Raw genomic sequence first — 15,956 nt, 5'->3', positions numbered from 1 at the left:
ACCATAGTCTCCTTAGGCCGCAATGGCATTCATGATCGCCGGTACGGACAGTTCAGCCAGTGGGATCTCAGCCACCTGTTTGCGATCGCGCATAATAATGACCCGATCGGCATAGCCCACTAACTCTTCCAGTTCGGATGAAATCACCAGCAGCGCCAGACCATCCGCGCACAGCGTTTCGATCAGGCGGATGATCTCCGCATGCGCGCCAACGTCGATCCCGCGCGTGGGTTCATCGAGGATCAGGAACTGCGGTTTGGTCAATAACCAGCGCGAGAGCAATACTTTTTGCTGATTGCCGCCGGAGAGAAATTCGATCGGCTGTTCAGCGTTGGGGGTGCGAATACCAAGCTGGCGAATAAAACGCTCGGCAATCTCGTTTTGTTCTTTCCGTGAAACAGGCCGCAGCCAGCCGCGCTGCGCCTGCAACGCCAGAATAATGTTTTCCCGCACCGAAGCGGCGGCGATAATGCCATCCGTTTTACGATCCTCCGGACAGAAACCGATCCCCAGACACGACGCCTGATGCGGCGATCGCAAGGTCTGTGGTTTGCCTTTGATCAGCGCAGTGCCGCTGTCGGCAGGTTTAATACCGAAGATCACCTCCGCCGTTTCCGTTCGCCCGGATCCCAGTAGTCCGGCGAGACCGACGATCTCACCGGGACGCACCTGCAAATCAAACGGCGCGATGGTGCCTTTCTTGCCAAAGCCGCTAAATGCCGCCACCGGTTTATCACTGAGCAAGGTGCGTCCCGCACGCTGTAGCGCATGGGTGTCCAGTTCGCGGCCCAGCATCATTTTGACCAGTTCGATTTGCGGTAATTCCCGGGTTTCACGGCAGCCAACGAAGCCGCCGTTACGCAGAACGGTAATGCGATCGCTGACCTGATAAACCTGATCGAGGAAGTGGGTGACGAAGATCAGACTGACGCCCCGATCGCGCAGATGTCGCATCAGGCCGAACAGCATTTCAACTTCCTGGGTATCGAGGCTGGCGGTAGGTTCATCGAGGATCAGCACTTTCGCGGAGAGATCGATCGCCCGGCAGATGGCGACGATCTGTTGCATCGCCACGGAAAAACGGTTCAGCGGTTCGCGTACGTCGAGGGAAAAACCGTATGACGCCATCAGCTCCGTCGCGCGTTTTTCCATCTGCTTGCGCTGAAGCAGGCCAAAACGCCGCGGCTCACGGCCAATAAATAAGTTATCCGCTACCGACATATTGGGCAGCAGGTTCACTTCCTGGTACACGGTGCCAATCCCCAGTTGCTGGGCATGGGCGGTGTTTTTGGGGGAGATCGGTTGGCCTTCGAGCCAGATAGTACCGCGATCGGCATGGTAAACACCGGTCAGCGCTTTGATGAGCGTCGATTTGCCGGCTCCGTTTTCTCCCAGCAGCGCCATAATCTCGCCACGACGCAAGCTGAAATCCACGTTATCCAACGCTTTGACGCCGGGAAAGAATTTGCTTAATCCTTCGGTGCGGAGGATTTCCTGATATTGGTCGGTGGTCATGGTTCCCCCTGCATCACGCCGGATGGCGCTACGCTTATCCGGCCTACAAAAGAGCGTAATGTAGGCCGGGCAAGCGCAGCGCACCCGGCATTTTCATGAAGGCTTAGTAGCCCATGTTTTTCTTCTTCTCTAACTCTTCTTTCGCCGTATCCGGCAGATAGAGGATCGACTTGGTAATGGTCAGCTTCTCAGGCATCGTGCCGTCTTTTTTGAATTTCTCCAGCGCGTCGAATGCCGGACCAGCCATATTCGGCGTCAGTTCGACGCTGGCGTTGGCTTCGCCGTCAATCATCGCTTTGTAGATATCCGGTACGCCATCGATGGAACCGGTGAGAATATCTTTGCCAGGTTTCAGGCCCGCTTCTTTGATGGCCTGAATCGCACCGATCACCATGTCATCATTGTGGGCGTAAACCATGCAGATGTTCTTGCCGTTGTTTTCCGCTTTGATAAAGCTCTCCATCACTTCTTTCCCTTTACTGCGAGTGAAGTCGCCGGACTGAGAGCGGATAATTTTGATGTTTGGCGCATTAGCGATAGCTTCAGCAAATCCTTTTTTACGATCGATAGCCACGCTGGCCCCGACGGTCCCTTGCAGCTCAACGACGTTACACGGCTTGCCGTCCACTTGTTTAATCAGCCAGTCACCGATCAATTTACCTTCCAGCACGTTGTCGGCGGTGACGGTGGTCATATAGAGAGATTTGTCTTTTACATCGATGGAACGATCGAGCAAAAAGACCGGAATATCGGCATCTTTAGCTTCTTTTAAAACCGGCTCCCAACCCGTTGCCACGACCGGCGCAATAAAGATGGCGTCGACGCCCTGCGCAACAAATGAGCGGACTGCTTTAATCTGGTTTTCCTGCTTTTGCTGGCCGTCAGCGATTTTCAGCGTAATACCACGCTTTTCGGCCTCGCTTTTCGCGACGTTGGTTTCTGCGGCGCGCCAGCCGGATTCAGAGCCAACCTGCGAAAATCCTACGGTTAAAGGGGCTGCCATTGCCATAGACGACATGGCTGCCGAAACTGCTGTGACTAAAAGTAAGCGCTTCCACATAAGTGCATCCTCGTAGGGTGATTATTGTTGGTTAATTAACCGTTGCGAAAAAACTATAGACAATTGAGCATGTAACGGATTGCGTTACATCACACTTCAAAAAAGTAAATAAAACGTTAATCACAACTTTGTAATCGCTTTCATCTAGCTATGAAAAATGCGGCTGAAGATATGGATTTTTCTGTCACAATGGAGAGGTAAAAAGAAGAAAATGCGCGCAGAGAAAGCGAAAACAAGCGGAGACATTCAGCGCGAGTTGGCTATAATACCCGCCACTTGTTTGCCATAGCTTATTTAAAGGAAACAGACATGAGCTTACTCAACGTCCCTGCCGGTAAAGACCTGCCGGAAGATATCTACGTTGTTATCGAGATCCCTGCCAACGCAGATCCGATCAAATACGAAGTTGACAAAGAGAGCGGCGCCCTGTTCGTTGACCGCTTCATGTCCACCGCGATGTTCTATCCGTGCAACTACGGTTACATCAACCACACCCTGTCTCTGGACGGTGACCCGGTTGACGTTCTGGTCCCGACTCCGTACCCGCTGGAGCCAGGTTCAGTCATCCGCTGCCGTCCGGTTGGCGTACTGAAAATGACTGACGAATCCGGTGAAGATGCGAAACTGGTTGCGGTACCGCACACCAAGCTGAGCAAAGAATACGATCACATCAAAGATGTGAACGACCTGCCGGACCTGCTGAAAGCGCAGATCACCCACTTCTTCGAGCACTACAAAGATCTCGAAGCGGGCAAATGGGTAAAAGTTGACGGTTGGGACAACGCTGAAGCCGCTAAAGCTGAAATCGTTGCTTCCTTCGAGCGCGCGAAGAAGTAAGTTCGCGTTAGCGTATAGCCCTGAACGCCAGCCTCTGGTTAGTAAGGGTTTTTTAATTCCTACTTTCTTTTCACCTCCCCTTCGCTGTTTTCTTTTTGACCTACCAGATTGGGTAGTCACATTTCATTTATCTTAATTGCGAATGAGATTAGATCTCATTATCATCTTCAGCATGTAAATAAATGTGAATAAAAGTCAATGAACCTCCACAATGTGAAGTCCCTGAAACGCTATTCCTGCGTGGCTCTCGCCACAGCACTGTTATTTACCAGCCTGTCCAGTGTGGCGCAGACGCTACCTGAGAAAGATTTTCTGACCCGCGACGTCGGTAACGGCGTGTATGAACTGGCGGTTGATAGTCAGCAGAATGCGCTTTTTGCCGCCTCCTCGCCGTCGTTCGATAAAGATAAAACCCGCGGGCTTATCTACAAACTTGACCTGGAGAAGCTCACGACGACTGAAGTCATCGAAACCAGCCGTCGTGCCTTTGCCACTGCCCTGGATGAAGAAAGCCAGGTGCTGTACGTGGGCAACACGCTGGAAGGTTCAGTCACGCTAATCGACACCCGCAGCGGTAAAGAGCTGGCGATACTGCAACTGAGCGAAGCCGAAAATCCGAAAGATATTATCCATACCCGTGAAATGGTGCTCGATAAACAGCATCACCGCCTGTACGTTTCCGGCGTGGCTGAAAAGGGGATTGTCTGGGTAGTGGATACGCAAAAGCGTGAGAAAATCGCCACCCTTGAAAACATGGGCCAGTACCCGACAGGCATGGCCGTCGATGCAAATAAGAACCGTCTGTATGTCGTAAATGGCCGTAACGAACTTATTACACTGGATACCACCAACCATCAAATTATTAGCCGCTTCAGCATTGAGCCAGGCAAAAAACATTTTTTCCTGAATATTGCTTTGGATGCAAAAAATAATCGCGCATTCCTGACCGATCCTGATTTAGCGGATGTACTGGTTGTTGATATTAATAACGGTAAGGTTATTGCACCCATTAAAGTTATCAATTCGCTGGCGGTAATATATAACGAAAAACGCCAGGAAGTTTATATCACCCACCGTAATGCAAAGCGCATCAGCATTGTGGACAGCAAGACTTATCAGGTAAAACAAAGCATTGAAACTAATGCCCTACCTAACAGCCTGGCGCTCTCGGCTGATGCCAACACCCTGTATGTCAGCGTCAAACAGCCGGAAAAAATGACCGGTGTGAAGCCCGACTACGTACTGAAAATCGATCTCTCTAAATATTAATAATTAAAAATGCTTCTTACACCTTGCAGCTTTTCCGGGTTGCAAGGTGATGCTTTTATTTTTTTACTTTTCAGGTGTCTTATATTATGAAAACGCGTCAACTTATTACGCTGACAGGGATCGTTGCATTCTCAGGTGGTGTTATTTTCCCCACTCAGGCAGAAGAACTCACCGAAACCTCACGCAATAATGAAGATGAAATGGTGATCACCGCATCCGGGTTCTCGCAGCAAAAGCGCGAAGCGCCGGCCACCATTTCAGTTATCGATCGTAAAACGCTGGATATTCAGCCGGACCGTAGCATTGGTGAAGCGATTAAAAACCTTCCCGGCGTCTCGGTTACCAACAGCAGCGGCATGAACGCTGGCAGCATTATGATCCGCGGCATGGACCCTTCTTATACCGCTTTTATGGTCAACAGCGTCAAACAAAATACCGGTGAATCTCGTCCTTACGGACATGATATCGGTACTGAAGCCAACTTCTTACCGCCAATGGAGGCCATTGAGCGTATCGAAGTTATCCGCGGGCCAATGTCCTCGCTGTACGGCTCAGATGCCATCGGCGGTGTGGTCAACGTTATTACCAAAAAACCGTACGGCGCAAAAGAGTGGACAACGGCAATCGCCGCCAATACCTGGCTTCAGGAACACCAGTATTTGGGTAATACCAGCCAGATGAATCTGTTCACCATGGGGCCGATTGTGCCCGATGTTCTGGGCCTTAGCGTGGCGGCCGACTGGCTCGACCGTCGCGATGACGATCGCAATAACTATTTCGGCAAACACAACCGTAAATCCGTTGATATGACGCTGGGCCTGGCCGCCAGCGAAAATAACCTGTTTGATCTCAACGTAGTCACCGGTGAGCAGGAGAAAAACCGTACTCAGAAACGCGGCGCACCGTGGTCATGGCTGTTCGATCGTAATGCCGCCACTCTGACGCATACCGGCTGGTATGCAGACGACACCATCGCGACGACCAACTACATAAATTATGAAAAAGGCCGTTCGAAGTACGTTTATGACGGACAGTCGCCGCAGTATGTGCAGATGGAGAACTACGTCGCCAATTCGCAAACCACCTTCACACTCGACAACCATAAACTGACCGTTGGGGCGAATTTTACCCGTGAAGAGCTGAATGACAGATTTGATGTGGCCAACAAAACGCTGCCCGGATCTGAGCCCGTGACCAAAATCAGCCGTAACGGTTGGGCATTGTTTGCTGAAGACGGCTGGAGCATTGACGATTTCATCCTGACCACTTCAGCCCGTATGGATCAGGATGATAACTTTGGCACGCATATCACGCCAAAAATGTACGGTAACTGGGCCTTCAGCAATGACTGGGCGCTGAAGGGCGGCGTTTCCGCAGGCTATAAAAAACCAGAGCTGCGTGCGACATCCAGTAACTTCGTCACCCCATATGGCTCGACCGTACCTTATCCCTTCCTGACAGTCGGTAACGACGACCTGAAACCTGAACAAAGCGTTAACTCTGAGCTGGGCCTCTACTGGACGGGGGATGCGCTGTCGCTGGATAGCACCGTCTTCTACACCCAGTTCAAAGACAAAATTGCCGAACAAACTATTTGCGAAACCACGTCGACGAATCAGTGCTCCGTGAATGGCTACAAAGCCGATTCCGTCAGTAAATACTTCAACGTTAGCAAGGCGGACGTTTACGGCATAGAACTTAATGCCGACTGGCAGATTAGCGCCGATGTGAAAGCCAACGCTAACTACACCTGGAACCACAGCGAACAGAAAAGCGGCGTGAACAAAGGCTACGCGCTCAATGATTATCCGCGCCATATGGCGAACCTGTCGCTGAACTGGGCGGCAACGCAGAACCTGGACGTATGGAGTACGGTGAATTATCGCAGTAGTAACCGCAACAGCGGCAATAACTATAAGTACGATGACTACACGATGGTCGACGTAGGCGTACGTTATAAGCTCAATAAGCACACGCAACTGATGGCAGGGGTCTACAACGTGCTGGATGAGGATCCGAAACTGACAACCGCGTGGAATGAATCCGCGCAGGTAGAAGGACGCCGCTATAACCTCGGCGCGCGCGTGGAGTTTTAAGCCTTTAATAAACAACGCCACACGAAGGCGGCGTTGTTTATTCTCGTAGGCGATATATCAGTACTGGTCTCTGTCTAACCAGTTACCGCTTTCAATCAGCGTTAAGCCATCAACCGGACGTTGGTACACGTACATCCATGCACTTCCGTACGGCGTTTGAATTAACTGGCGTGCGTATTCACCGCCGCGGGTACGCAGAGCGTCAAGCTCTGCCAGCGTGGCGTTATCAATACGATAAACTTCCCCGTGTACTGTCCCATTTCCCGGAACGGCGCCTGGATAGTGGCCCAGGCTGTACAGCTGGTAGTTGTCGATACTGAAATTTCCCAGCAACAGGGCATTGGTCATCCAGTGGCTGTTGCCTTGTTTGGTTCGTAAACTGCCGTAGACAAATATTCGCATTGCTAAAACTCGAACTGATAGAGCAAATCAAGTGCCTGATCTACGCCAGACACTGCTTCCAGATATAGCTTAGGCATCAGGCGATAACGTAGCGTGAGTGTCGCTAAGGAGTCAAATATACCCACACCATATTTCACCTGCAGACCTGGCAGTACGTATCCGCTGACAACCACCTGAGATGAGTCGCCCACCCCTTGCGTGTCCAGTGCCAGATTGCTTACGCCAAATGTCTCCCCGATTTTACCCACAACCTGACCACTTTGTGCAACCCCCAGACCAATAAGCATTGAGGTCATCGCCGCGCTGTCGCTCTGTTCGCTATCAAGTCCTTGTCCGCGTAACAGGTAGGAAAGCGCCATTTGCTGCGACATTGCCGGGTCAGAGAAGATCTCCGCCTTCGGTTCATCGGCTGTACCGGTGACGCGAACGCCAGCGATCACGTCGTCTTCGGTGGCATCCGGGTTACGAATTGCCTCGATATTGAGTAACGGCTGATCCGGCGGACCGGAGAACAACAGCTCGCCCTTACGCACAATCAGATCCTGACCATAGGCATGGAAGCGCCCGCTCGGAATATTTATCTGTCCGTTCAGCCCCAGCCCTTGCTTATCCTGCACCACTTTCAGATCGCCCGTCAGACGCGCTTTCAGACCAAAGGCGTCAATACGCACGTTGTTGCCAACGTGGATGTTCAGGTTACTGTTGATCGGAATGCCGGCTGTCTGCGGTTTCTCCGGCTGCAGATTGTTGTTAAGCATGACCATATCGCTGGAAACCCCAACCGCGCTCTCCGGCAGGTCGTGTACGACGATACGCGCCCACGGCACATCCACGTTGCCATCGAGGGTAAACAGGCTTGGCGTGGCTTCAAAGACCACGTCCGGCGATACGTCCAGGCGGACCATCGGCGGTACGGTAATGCGTACCCTGCTGCCTTTAGCCGCGACGCGCGCCCGCCAGTTGTCTATTTGACTCCAGTCGGCGTCACCGCTCAGATTGATTTCTCCCTGCTGCGTGCGCACCACGCCCGCCAGCGTGGAGCGTGTTCCGGTGAAGTTAACGGCTAACTGGCTTGGCTGCATGTCAAACGGCATAAAGTTACCGTCGATATCCAGACCGCTCAGTTGCAGCTGTCCGAGTAGTTGCGGGCTTTGCACATCGCCGCCCAGACGCAGGTTGGCGTTGATCGTCCCAGCCGCTTTTTCGCCGCGCGAGAAAATGGGGTTCACCATCGCCAGATTGAAGTTGCGGATATTGACGTTACCACCCAGGCTACGACGTCCTTGCGGATCCGTTACCTGCACCTGACCGTCAAACTGCCCGTTGTTGGTCAGGCGAATCAGCCAGCCCAGCTCGGCACGGTTATTATGCAGGTCGGCGGTCAGATTCAGCGTTTCAAACGCCACAGGGAGCGGCGCATCGTTTACGCTTTGCGTGACCTTCACGTTACGTCCGGCAAGCGTGACCTGCCCCTGTGGCAGCCCCTCTTTAGTGGTGTCCCAGCTCACATCAGCTTTGCCGGTGAACACGCCGCTGGCCTGGGTTGTATCCGGCATGAACGGTTTTAACATCGCCAGGTCGAAGCGGTTAAGGTTCACCACCGCGCGTCCCGATGCGCCGGCATCAATGGTTTGCGGTACGCACAGTTCCGCATTCGGGTTGTTCCAGCAGTGCGGCCCAATGCTGATTTTCTGTTCCTGGTTGCGATAATCCAGCGCGACAGAACGGTTGAGCGACCACGGACCGACCGGCGTCTGGAAGCGAGTATTGCTTAACGCCCCTTTCCAGCGCTGTTCTTTGCGATCAAAGCTCCCCGCAAGGTCCAGTTGACCGGAAACCGGCTCACCCTGAATGCGCAACTGCAGCTCATGCTGCTTTTCACTGCCTTTGGCGTTGAGCGTCACCAGACCAATATTCACGTCAGGTTGTACAATCCGCTCTACGCGAACGTTGAGATTACCCGCGATTTGCTCGGCCGATTTCACGTCGCCTTCGACACGTACCTGAGCGACGGAAAGCGCCTGCCAGCGCAGACCGCGGGCGGTGATATCCGCCAGCAGCTGTGGCGCTTCAACCGTACCGCGAACTTTTACCAGCCCTTTCGCCGTCCCGCCTAATCCCGGTAGCGCGTTATCCAGGCTCGGTGCATCAATCGTCGCGTCGAGATTGAGGTCTTTGACCCCCAGTTCCCCTTTCACGTCCGCACTGTTGCGTCCCAGTTCCAGATGCAGGCCAGGGATCGTCCACTGCAGGTAGCTGTTCCCCTTCAGCGAACCGTTCACATTGACCTTGTTCTGCTTCACGTTGCCGGTCAGCTTCAGCTCCGGAACCTCCATCTGCCAGCTTCCGCCGTACAGACTGCCGCGCGTTTTCACCAGGCCATTCAGTTTTGACGGCCAGTCCGGGATCGCTTTCGCGGTATTGATACCATCCAGCGTTAACTCGCCGCGCCAGCTGATCGCCTGCTGCCAGTCCACCAGCGCTTTCAGCTCGGTTTTTCCTTCCAGCGCCGCAATGCTGAGTTTGTCGAGATTAATCTGCTGTTCGTTGCCTTTGGCGTCCAGCGTGATGGTAGCCGGAGGAATATCCTGCCCTTTCACGGCGGTACGCATCGACAGCGTATAGTCTGTCATCTTGCCGGTTAGTTTGAGCTTGATGTCATCGGCCTGGAACTGTTTGTCGCCGGTAAACGGCCAGTAAATCTGCTTACTCACCACCTCAATGTTGAGCGGCAATCCGGCTTCTGCCAGACGCGTCTGCGCCCGCAGGTCCATATCCACCGGACCAGACAAATTGACGCCGACTTCCAGCTGTTCACGCAGCGCGCCGCCGACCTTCAGCTTCACCTTTTCACCTTTTAACGGGTCGATGTTGAGTGTGCTGTTTAACGTAATATCAACCGGCCATGTGTCGGTGAGTTGCGCCGTGCCGCTGGCTTTTACCGTTCCCTGATTCGAGTCGATATCCAGCGCATCAAGCTTCATGTTGCCGTCAATGCTGCTCACTTTCAGCAGCATGTTATGTACCGTTAAATCTGTATCCCCGGTCACGCGCAACTGCTCGCCACGAAACTCTTCAATGTTGAGATTGAGCGGCAGATGGACATCGGTCATTTCCGGCAGCACCGGTTTTGAGAACAGATCTTTTAGCGTTTCGCCGAGCGGTTTTTCATCCGGCTGCGGGTTTTGAATCTTCGGTTCGACGACCTCTTCCTGCGCCACTTCGGCCACTTTAGGCAGGGCAATCAGCAGCCCCTGTAATGACGTTGGCTTCAGCGTCAGCGTTTTTTCCTGCCAGTTCAGGCCGGAGGTAAAATCCAGCACCGAAACCGTGGTGTCATCGATTTTGATGTTGATGTTGTTAAGCGCCACGCGCGAAAGCGTGATTGGGTAAGGCGTGGAAAGGTTGAGCGGACCACTCTCTTCTTCTTCAACCGGCTCTGAGGGCGGCATCTTTTTGCTGTCGATCGCCACGTTGATGTTTTTCAGCGCCAGATCGTTGACGCACAGGCTGCTGTTCCACAGGCAGTTAAGCCCCACGGCCAGATGCACTTCACCAGCATTCACCGCCACGCCAGGCTGGTCGTAACGAATATTTTTAAGCGATAGATCTCGCCAGCCGCCGGTGACCTGACCAATTTCCAGACCCGGAACCCAACGATTAGCCGCTTTGAAGATCAGATGCAGGCCCGAGGTGGTGCCAACGAGGAACGCCACCGTGCCTAACAGCAGCAGGATAAAAATCAGCACGCCGAGGCTTATCTTCTTCCATAAACTCATAATTCAGGCCCCAGACCGATGTAAAACTGTAAACCATGTTCATCTTTGTCGCCGACAGGAACGGCAAAGTCGAGCTTGATGGGACCGACCGGCGATTGCCAGCGTACGCCGACCCCGGCGCCGGTTTTGAAATCGCTTTTGCGGATATCGCTGACCGCTTCACCGCTATCGACAAACATTGCGCCCCACCATTTTCCGGTCACGTTGTACTGATATTCCAGCGAGCCGGTCGCCAGCTTCGAGGCCCCTTTCAGCTTGCCGTCGCTGCCTTCAGGCGAAATAGATTTGTATTTGTAACCACGAATGCTGCGATCGCCCCCGGCGAAGAAACGCAGATCCGGCGGCACTTTGTCGAAGTCGCCGGTTTCGATCCAGCCGAGGTTGCCGCGCATCACAAAGCGGTGCCTGTCGTACAGCGTGCGGATCCAGACGTTTTGCGCCTGGAAGACGGAGAAATCAACGTCTGAACCCCAGGCCGTGTTGGAGTAATCAATAGAATAACGCTGAGAATCGCCCCACACAGGCATCAGGCCACCGCGCGAACGCGTTCGGCTAATCATCACGCCTGGATAGAGCAGCATGGTGGTATTGGTGACGTTCCCCTGGGTAAAGTGGTCAAGGCTCCAGCGCAGGTTAATCGCTCGCTGCCAGCCGCTGGAGAGATCCCAGTAGCGGGAAACCGCAAGCGTCGTGGAGTCCTGCTCGGTATCGTTTAAATCGGTACGCTTAAAGCCCCCTTGCACCAGGTAATACTGCTCCAGCGGGTTCTTTAACAGCGGCATTTTATAGCTGAAATCAAGAACCTGCTCTGGCGCCGAGATACTGGCGCTGGTGGTCAGGCTGTGGCCATAGGAGTTCATCCAGGGCTTTTTCCACGAAGTCTTCACCCGTGGCCCAACGTCAGTTGAATAACCGACCCCGGTTTCGATAGTGTTTTCGGTTCGCGGCGAGACCACGCCTTTTAGCGGCAGCACTTTGGTTTTGCGGGCTTTATCAAATTCCGGCGCGACGACCACAGAATTAAACCAGCCGGTCGCCGACAGACGACGGTTCAGTTCGCCCAGATCTTTCGACTCGTACTCTTCACCTTCTTTAAAAGGCACCAGATTTTGCAGGTACTCGTCGCGAATTTGCGAACCTTCAAAGGTGACATGTCCAAAGCGATAGCGTTCGCCGCTGTTGTAATCGATATCCCAGAACGCCTGGCGGCGCTCAAGCGCTATGCCAAGCTGGCTTTTATTAAATTCACTGTCGAAATAGCCTTTGCGCAGCGCCACGCTGGTGAGTGACTTTTTGAAGTTGTCATAGTCCCCCTGATTCAGCACGGTGCCGATTGCCGGCCGCGTTTTCAGCAGATCGAGATAATCTTTGTCCGTACGCGCGCCACCGCGCAGAATCACCTCGGTGCCGCCAATCAGCACCGGCTCGCCAGCATTCACTTTGGCAATCAGCACCTGACGTCCTTTCGCCGGCGGCGGACGCAGTTCGAAATCAATGGTTGGCTCAAAGTAGCCCAGCGCCTTTAGCCCTTCGCGGATGGCATCATCAACGCGCGCACGAAAGCGTCGGTCCGGAGTGACTTCATCACTTTGAATCGTGGACAGCTGCGCACGGACGTTTTTCTCCAGCGGTCCTGATAATCCTTCGACCTGTAAGCGAACATTCGCGGCGGCGGCGGAGCCACTTAAGCACAGTAATCCCACCCAACATAACTGACGGATATGTGGCACATTTTCTCCTGAATATCCTTTTTTCCCACCCCTGGAAAAAAATACTATGCCGTTCCTCGGCTTAACAAAAAATCAACAATAAGAGTTGAAAAACAGACGACAACCCAAATATTTCTTATGTTTAACTCTAGACGTATTCACGCCGTTTATTGTGGGCAAAGACGCGTCTCGTTACAACCTTAACCCAAATGACTGATTTCGGGAGAACGGCCATGAGTTTATTTGATAGAAAGCATCTTGTTACTCAAGCAGATGCCCTACCTGGACGCAACACCCCGATGCCAGTGGCAACGCTGCATGCGGTTAACCAACATTCGATGACCAACGTGCCCGACGGTATGGAAATAGCGTATTTCGCCATGGGATGCTTCTGGGGCGTTGAACGTTTATTCTGGTCATTACCCGGGGTATACAGCACGGCAGCCGGATACACCGGCGGCTACACCCCTAATCCAACCTACCGCGAAGTCTGTTCCGGCGATACCGGGCACGCCGAAGCGGTACGCGTTGTCTATGACCCGCATGTTATCAGCTACGAACAACTGCTGCAGGTGTTCTGGGAAAATCACGACCCGGCGCAGGGCATGCGTCAGGGGAACGACCAGGGTACGCAGTATCGCTCCGCCATTTACCCGTTAACGCCAGAGCAAACCGCCGCGGCACAGGCGAGCCTTGCGCGTTTTCAGGCAGCAATGACCGCCGCAGGCGACGAGCGCGCCATTACAACGGAAATCACTACGGCAACCCCGTTCTACTATGCCGAGGACGATCACCAGCAGTACCTGCACAAAAATCCATATGGCTACTGTGGAATTGGTGGCATCGGCGTTTGCCTGCCGCCAGAACGTTAATCCGCAATTAACGAGCGACCGTCACCCGCGCGGCATGGCGCGTTGCGTGGGTGACGGTTCCCCGATCCGTCACCTTTCCCTTCAGCAACAGGTTAAATACCGGCGCAGAGGGGCGATTAAGACGGTTCTGCAGCAAATGCACCGCTTCCACACCCAGCGCCCGACAGGGGATAGTGATACTGGTTACCGCGGCAACGATATGCGCGTCCAGTTCCTGAACATCCGTCGTCATCAGCGACAGCTCACCGGGTATCTCCACGCCAACGTTTTCCAGGATCCGCCGAATGCCCGTCGACATTGACGCCCCGGCGCAGAAAATCACCTCTGGCCATGCTTCACGCGGCGTTTCACGTAGCCAGTTGCCTATAGCCCGCTCTGATTCATCCTCAGAAAACCCTTCCGTCACCAGCAGATCGCGCCCGGTATCAAACGGTATCTGATACTGTCTGTAGACCTCCTTAATGCCCTCCAGACGCCAGTACATCGTTTCCCGGCGCAGGCTGGTGACATGGAGAATACGCCGATGCCCCTGATCAAAAAGGTATTGCACAGCACGGTTGCCAATCGCCCGATGATCGGGAGATACCGCATCCAGTAACCCTTCTTTGTCCTGCGAGTTAATCAACACGCAGGGTTTATCCAGCAGTTGCGCCAGTTTATGCACGGTCGGGTCATCAATGCCGATAAGAATAATGGCATTGATATTCTTATTGTTGGCCTTTTCCTGAAAGACCTTGATGTCCGCGCGTTGCTCATCCAGCCCGCAGTAACTCAGATAGACATCATGCGGCGCTATCGCCTCCGCAATTCCGCGCGTGACTTCAAGATAAAACGCATCGCCACGGGCGGTGAAAGTGCGCAACGGAGCGAAAACGGCAATGCCGTTGATCAACAGTCGTCCACTGGACAGCGAGTCCAGAACACCCAGCCTGCGCGCGCAGCTGACGATCGCCTCACGCGCTTTATCGCTGGTATATGACTTCCCGCTAAGCACCCTCGACACTGTACTCACCGAGTACCCCGTCAGGGCAGCAATTTCATCCATTTTTAGCTTGCCAGACATTCTGTGACCTCACTCGCAATCAATCTTTGCAATTTTTTGCAAACGTAGTTCATTGACTCTAAAACACTTTTTCAATGACCGGATGAACTTCTTTTTCATCCTGCAACCGTTCTCACAAAATCACATTGTCGATATTCCAGGCGTTTCTTATGTTCCGCATATCCCTTATTTCTCATGAAAAAGGCACGACATGAAAAAAATACGCTTTGGCATTATTGGGGTTGGCAACATTGGTACCGTCCATGCGCGCTACCTGCTGGCCGGAACGGTACACGAAGCAGTGCTTACCGCAGTGTGTGATAACAATCCTGATAAACATGCGGCTATCCAACGGCTGGTCGGTGAAGAGGTGACGTTATTCAGCGACGCGCGTGAGATGCTGGAAAGTGGGCTTATTGACGCCGTTATCGTCGCCACTCCGCACTATGACCATCCGGGTTTATCGATGATGGCCATGCGACTTGGCATCCATACGCTGTGCGAGAAGCCTGCCGGGGTCTATACCGCGCAGGTACAAGAGATGAATGCCTGCGCGCGCGAATGCGATGTGGTGTTCAGCATGATGTACAACCAGCGCCCCAATCCGCTTTATCAGAAAGTTAAAGATCTGATCGACAGCGGCGAACTCGGCGAACTGCGTCGCTCTAACTGGATCATTACCAACTGGTATCGTTCGCAGAGCTATTACAACTCCGGCGGCTGGCGCGCGACCTGGAAAGGTGAAGGCGGCGGCGTGCTGCTTAATCAGGATCCGCACCAGCTCGATTTATGGCAATGGCTGGTCGGCATGCCGGTACGCTTGCGCGCTTTTTGCCAGTTTGGCAAGCACCGCCAGATTGAAGTTGAAGATGACGTCACGGCCTACGCGGAATACGCCAACGGTGCGACCGGCGTGTTTATCACCACCGTCGCCGAAACGCCCGGCACAAACCGCCTGGAAATTGTCGGCAGTCGGGGAAAAGTCGTGGTGGAAGAAGGCCGATTGCGCTTCTGGAGACTACGGGAATCCGAAACCGACTTTAATGCGCGCTGGCAAAACGGTTTTGGTGAGCCTGAATGCTGGGAGGTGATAATCCCTACCGAACCAGAATGCAGCGAGCACTATGTCATTACCCGCAATTTCACCGCCGCAATTCTGCACGGCGAACCGCTGATCGCCCCCGGTCTGGAAGGCATTCGCGGCCTGACGCTTTCCAATGCGATGCACCTTTCTACCTGGACCGATGACTGGGTTGAGCTACCAATCGATGAGCAGCGCTACTTCCAGTTGCTCCAGCAACGTATCGCCTCCTCAGTTGAAAAAACCGCGACCAGCCGCACGCTGGACGCTTCCGGTAGCTGGTAACGCGCAGGA

Annotated in this window: 11 protein-coding genes; 5 read left to right on the top strand and 6 right to left on the bottom strand. The window is 53.5% G+C overall.

What is annotated here, in order from left to right:
• Nucleotides 1-12: 12 nt before the first annotated feature.
• Entirely contained in the window at nt 13-1,515 is a 1,503-nt protein-coding gene (ytfR, locus tag OGV94_RS19210) for a galactofuranose ABC transporter, ATP-binding protein YtfR (protein ID WP_043018210.1), read from the bottom strand.
• A 103-nt stretch (nt 1,516-1,618) separates the two neighbouring features.
• Nucleotides 1,619-2,575, bottom strand: coding sequence for a galactofuranose ABC transporter substrate-binding protein YtfQ (ytfQ, locus tag OGV94_RS19205; RefSeq protein ID WP_008786033.1), 957 nt, complete (start codon nt 2,573-2,575; stop codon nt 1,619-1,621).
• Nucleotides 2,576-2,884: 309 nt separating this feature from the next.
• Between ytfQ and ppa the strand changes: the two genes are divergently transcribed.
• The 3 genes from ppa (at nt 2,885) to OGV94_RS19190 (ending at nt 6,777) form a co-directional block, all read left to right on the top strand.
• Nucleotides 2,885-3,412, top strand: coding sequence for an inorganic diphosphatase (gene ppa / locus OGV94_RS19200; RefSeq protein WP_005134479.1), 528 nt, complete (start codon nt 2,885-2,887; stop codon nt 3,410-3,412).
• 198 nt (nt 3,413-3,610) lie between these two features.
• A complete protein-coding gene (gene yncE, locus OGV94_RS19195) occupies nt 3,611-4,681 on the top strand; it encodes a 7-bladed beta-propeller protein YncE (protein ID WP_080625810.1) in 1,071 nt (356 codons plus the stop codon).
• An 86-nt stretch (nt 4,682-4,767) separates the two neighbouring features.
• Nucleotides 4,768-6,777 carry a TonB-dependent receptor domain-containing protein gene (locus OGV94_RS19190; RefSeq protein ID WP_087052263.1) on the top strand — a complete coding sequence of 670 codons (2,010 nt, stop codon included), beginning with the start codon at nt 4,768-4,770 and terminating at the stop codon, nt 6,775-6,777.
• A 57-nt stretch (nt 6,778-6,834) separates the two neighbouring features.
• Here the strand turns inward: OGV94_RS19190 and OGV94_RS19185 are convergent, their stop codons facing one another.
• From OGV94_RS19185 to tamA, 3 genes are read right to left on the bottom strand one after another with little or no spacing between them, the layout of a single operon-like run.
• On the bottom strand, nt 6,835-7,179 hold the full coding sequence (locus OGV94_RS19185; RefSeq protein ID WP_003025723.1) for a gamma-glutamylcyclotransferase family protein: 345 nt from the start codon (nt 7,177-7,179) through the stop codon (nt 6,835-6,837).
• A gap of 2 nt (nt 7,180-7,181) precedes the next feature.
• Nucleotides 7,182-10,958 (bottom strand): autotransporter assembly complex protein TamB, encoded by a 3,777-nt coding sequence (tamB, locus tag OGV94_RS19180; RefSeq protein WP_221922691.1) that lies wholly within the window; start codon nt 10,956-10,958, stop codon nt 7,182-7,184.
• Nucleotides 10,955-12,688, bottom strand: a complete 1,734-nt coding sequence (gene tamA / locus OGV94_RS19175) for an autotransporter assembly complex protein TamA (RefSeq protein ID WP_043018206.1) — start codon at nt 12,686-12,688, stop codon at nt 10,955-10,957. The genes tamB and tamA overlap by 4 nt, the downstream gene beginning before the upstream one ends.
• Nucleotides 12,689-12,900: 212 nt before the next feature.
• Here tamA and msrA point away from each other — a divergent pair, with 212 nt between their 5' ends.
• Nucleotides 12,901-13,539, top strand: coding sequence for a peptide-methionine (S)-S-oxide reductase MsrA (gene msrA, locus OGV94_RS19170; protein ID WP_043018205.1), 639 nt, complete (start codon nt 12,901-12,903; stop codon nt 13,537-13,539).
• A gap of 7 nt (nt 13,540-13,546) precedes the next feature.
• Here msrA and OGV94_RS19165 read toward each other — a convergent pair whose 3' ends face one another.
• Nucleotides 13,547-14,602 carry a LacI family DNA-binding transcriptional regulator gene (locus tag OGV94_RS19165; RefSeq protein ID WP_043018204.1) on the bottom strand — a complete coding sequence of 352 codons (1,056 nt, stop codon included), beginning with the start codon at nt 14,600-14,602 and terminating at the stop codon, nt 13,547-13,549.
• A gap of 190 nt (nt 14,603-14,792) precedes the next feature.
• Between OGV94_RS19165 and OGV94_RS19160 the strand changes: the two genes are divergently transcribed.
• The gene (locus tag OGV94_RS19160) at nt 14,793-15,947 is read left to right on the top strand and encodes a Gfo/Idh/MocA family protein (RefSeq protein WP_075145305.1); all 1,155 of its coding nucleotides are present in this window, start codon (nt 14,793-14,795) and stop codon (nt 15,945-15,947) included.
• Nucleotides 15,948-15,956: the final 9 nt, after the last annotated feature.

It is taken from the genome of Citrobacter sp. Ce006, from assembly GCF_030336535.1.
Lineage (GTDB): Bacteria > Pseudomonadota > Gammaproteobacteria > Enterobacterales > Enterobacteriaceae > Citrobacter > Citrobacter europaeus.
This window is presented reverse-complemented; position numbering and strand designations above follow the sequence as displayed.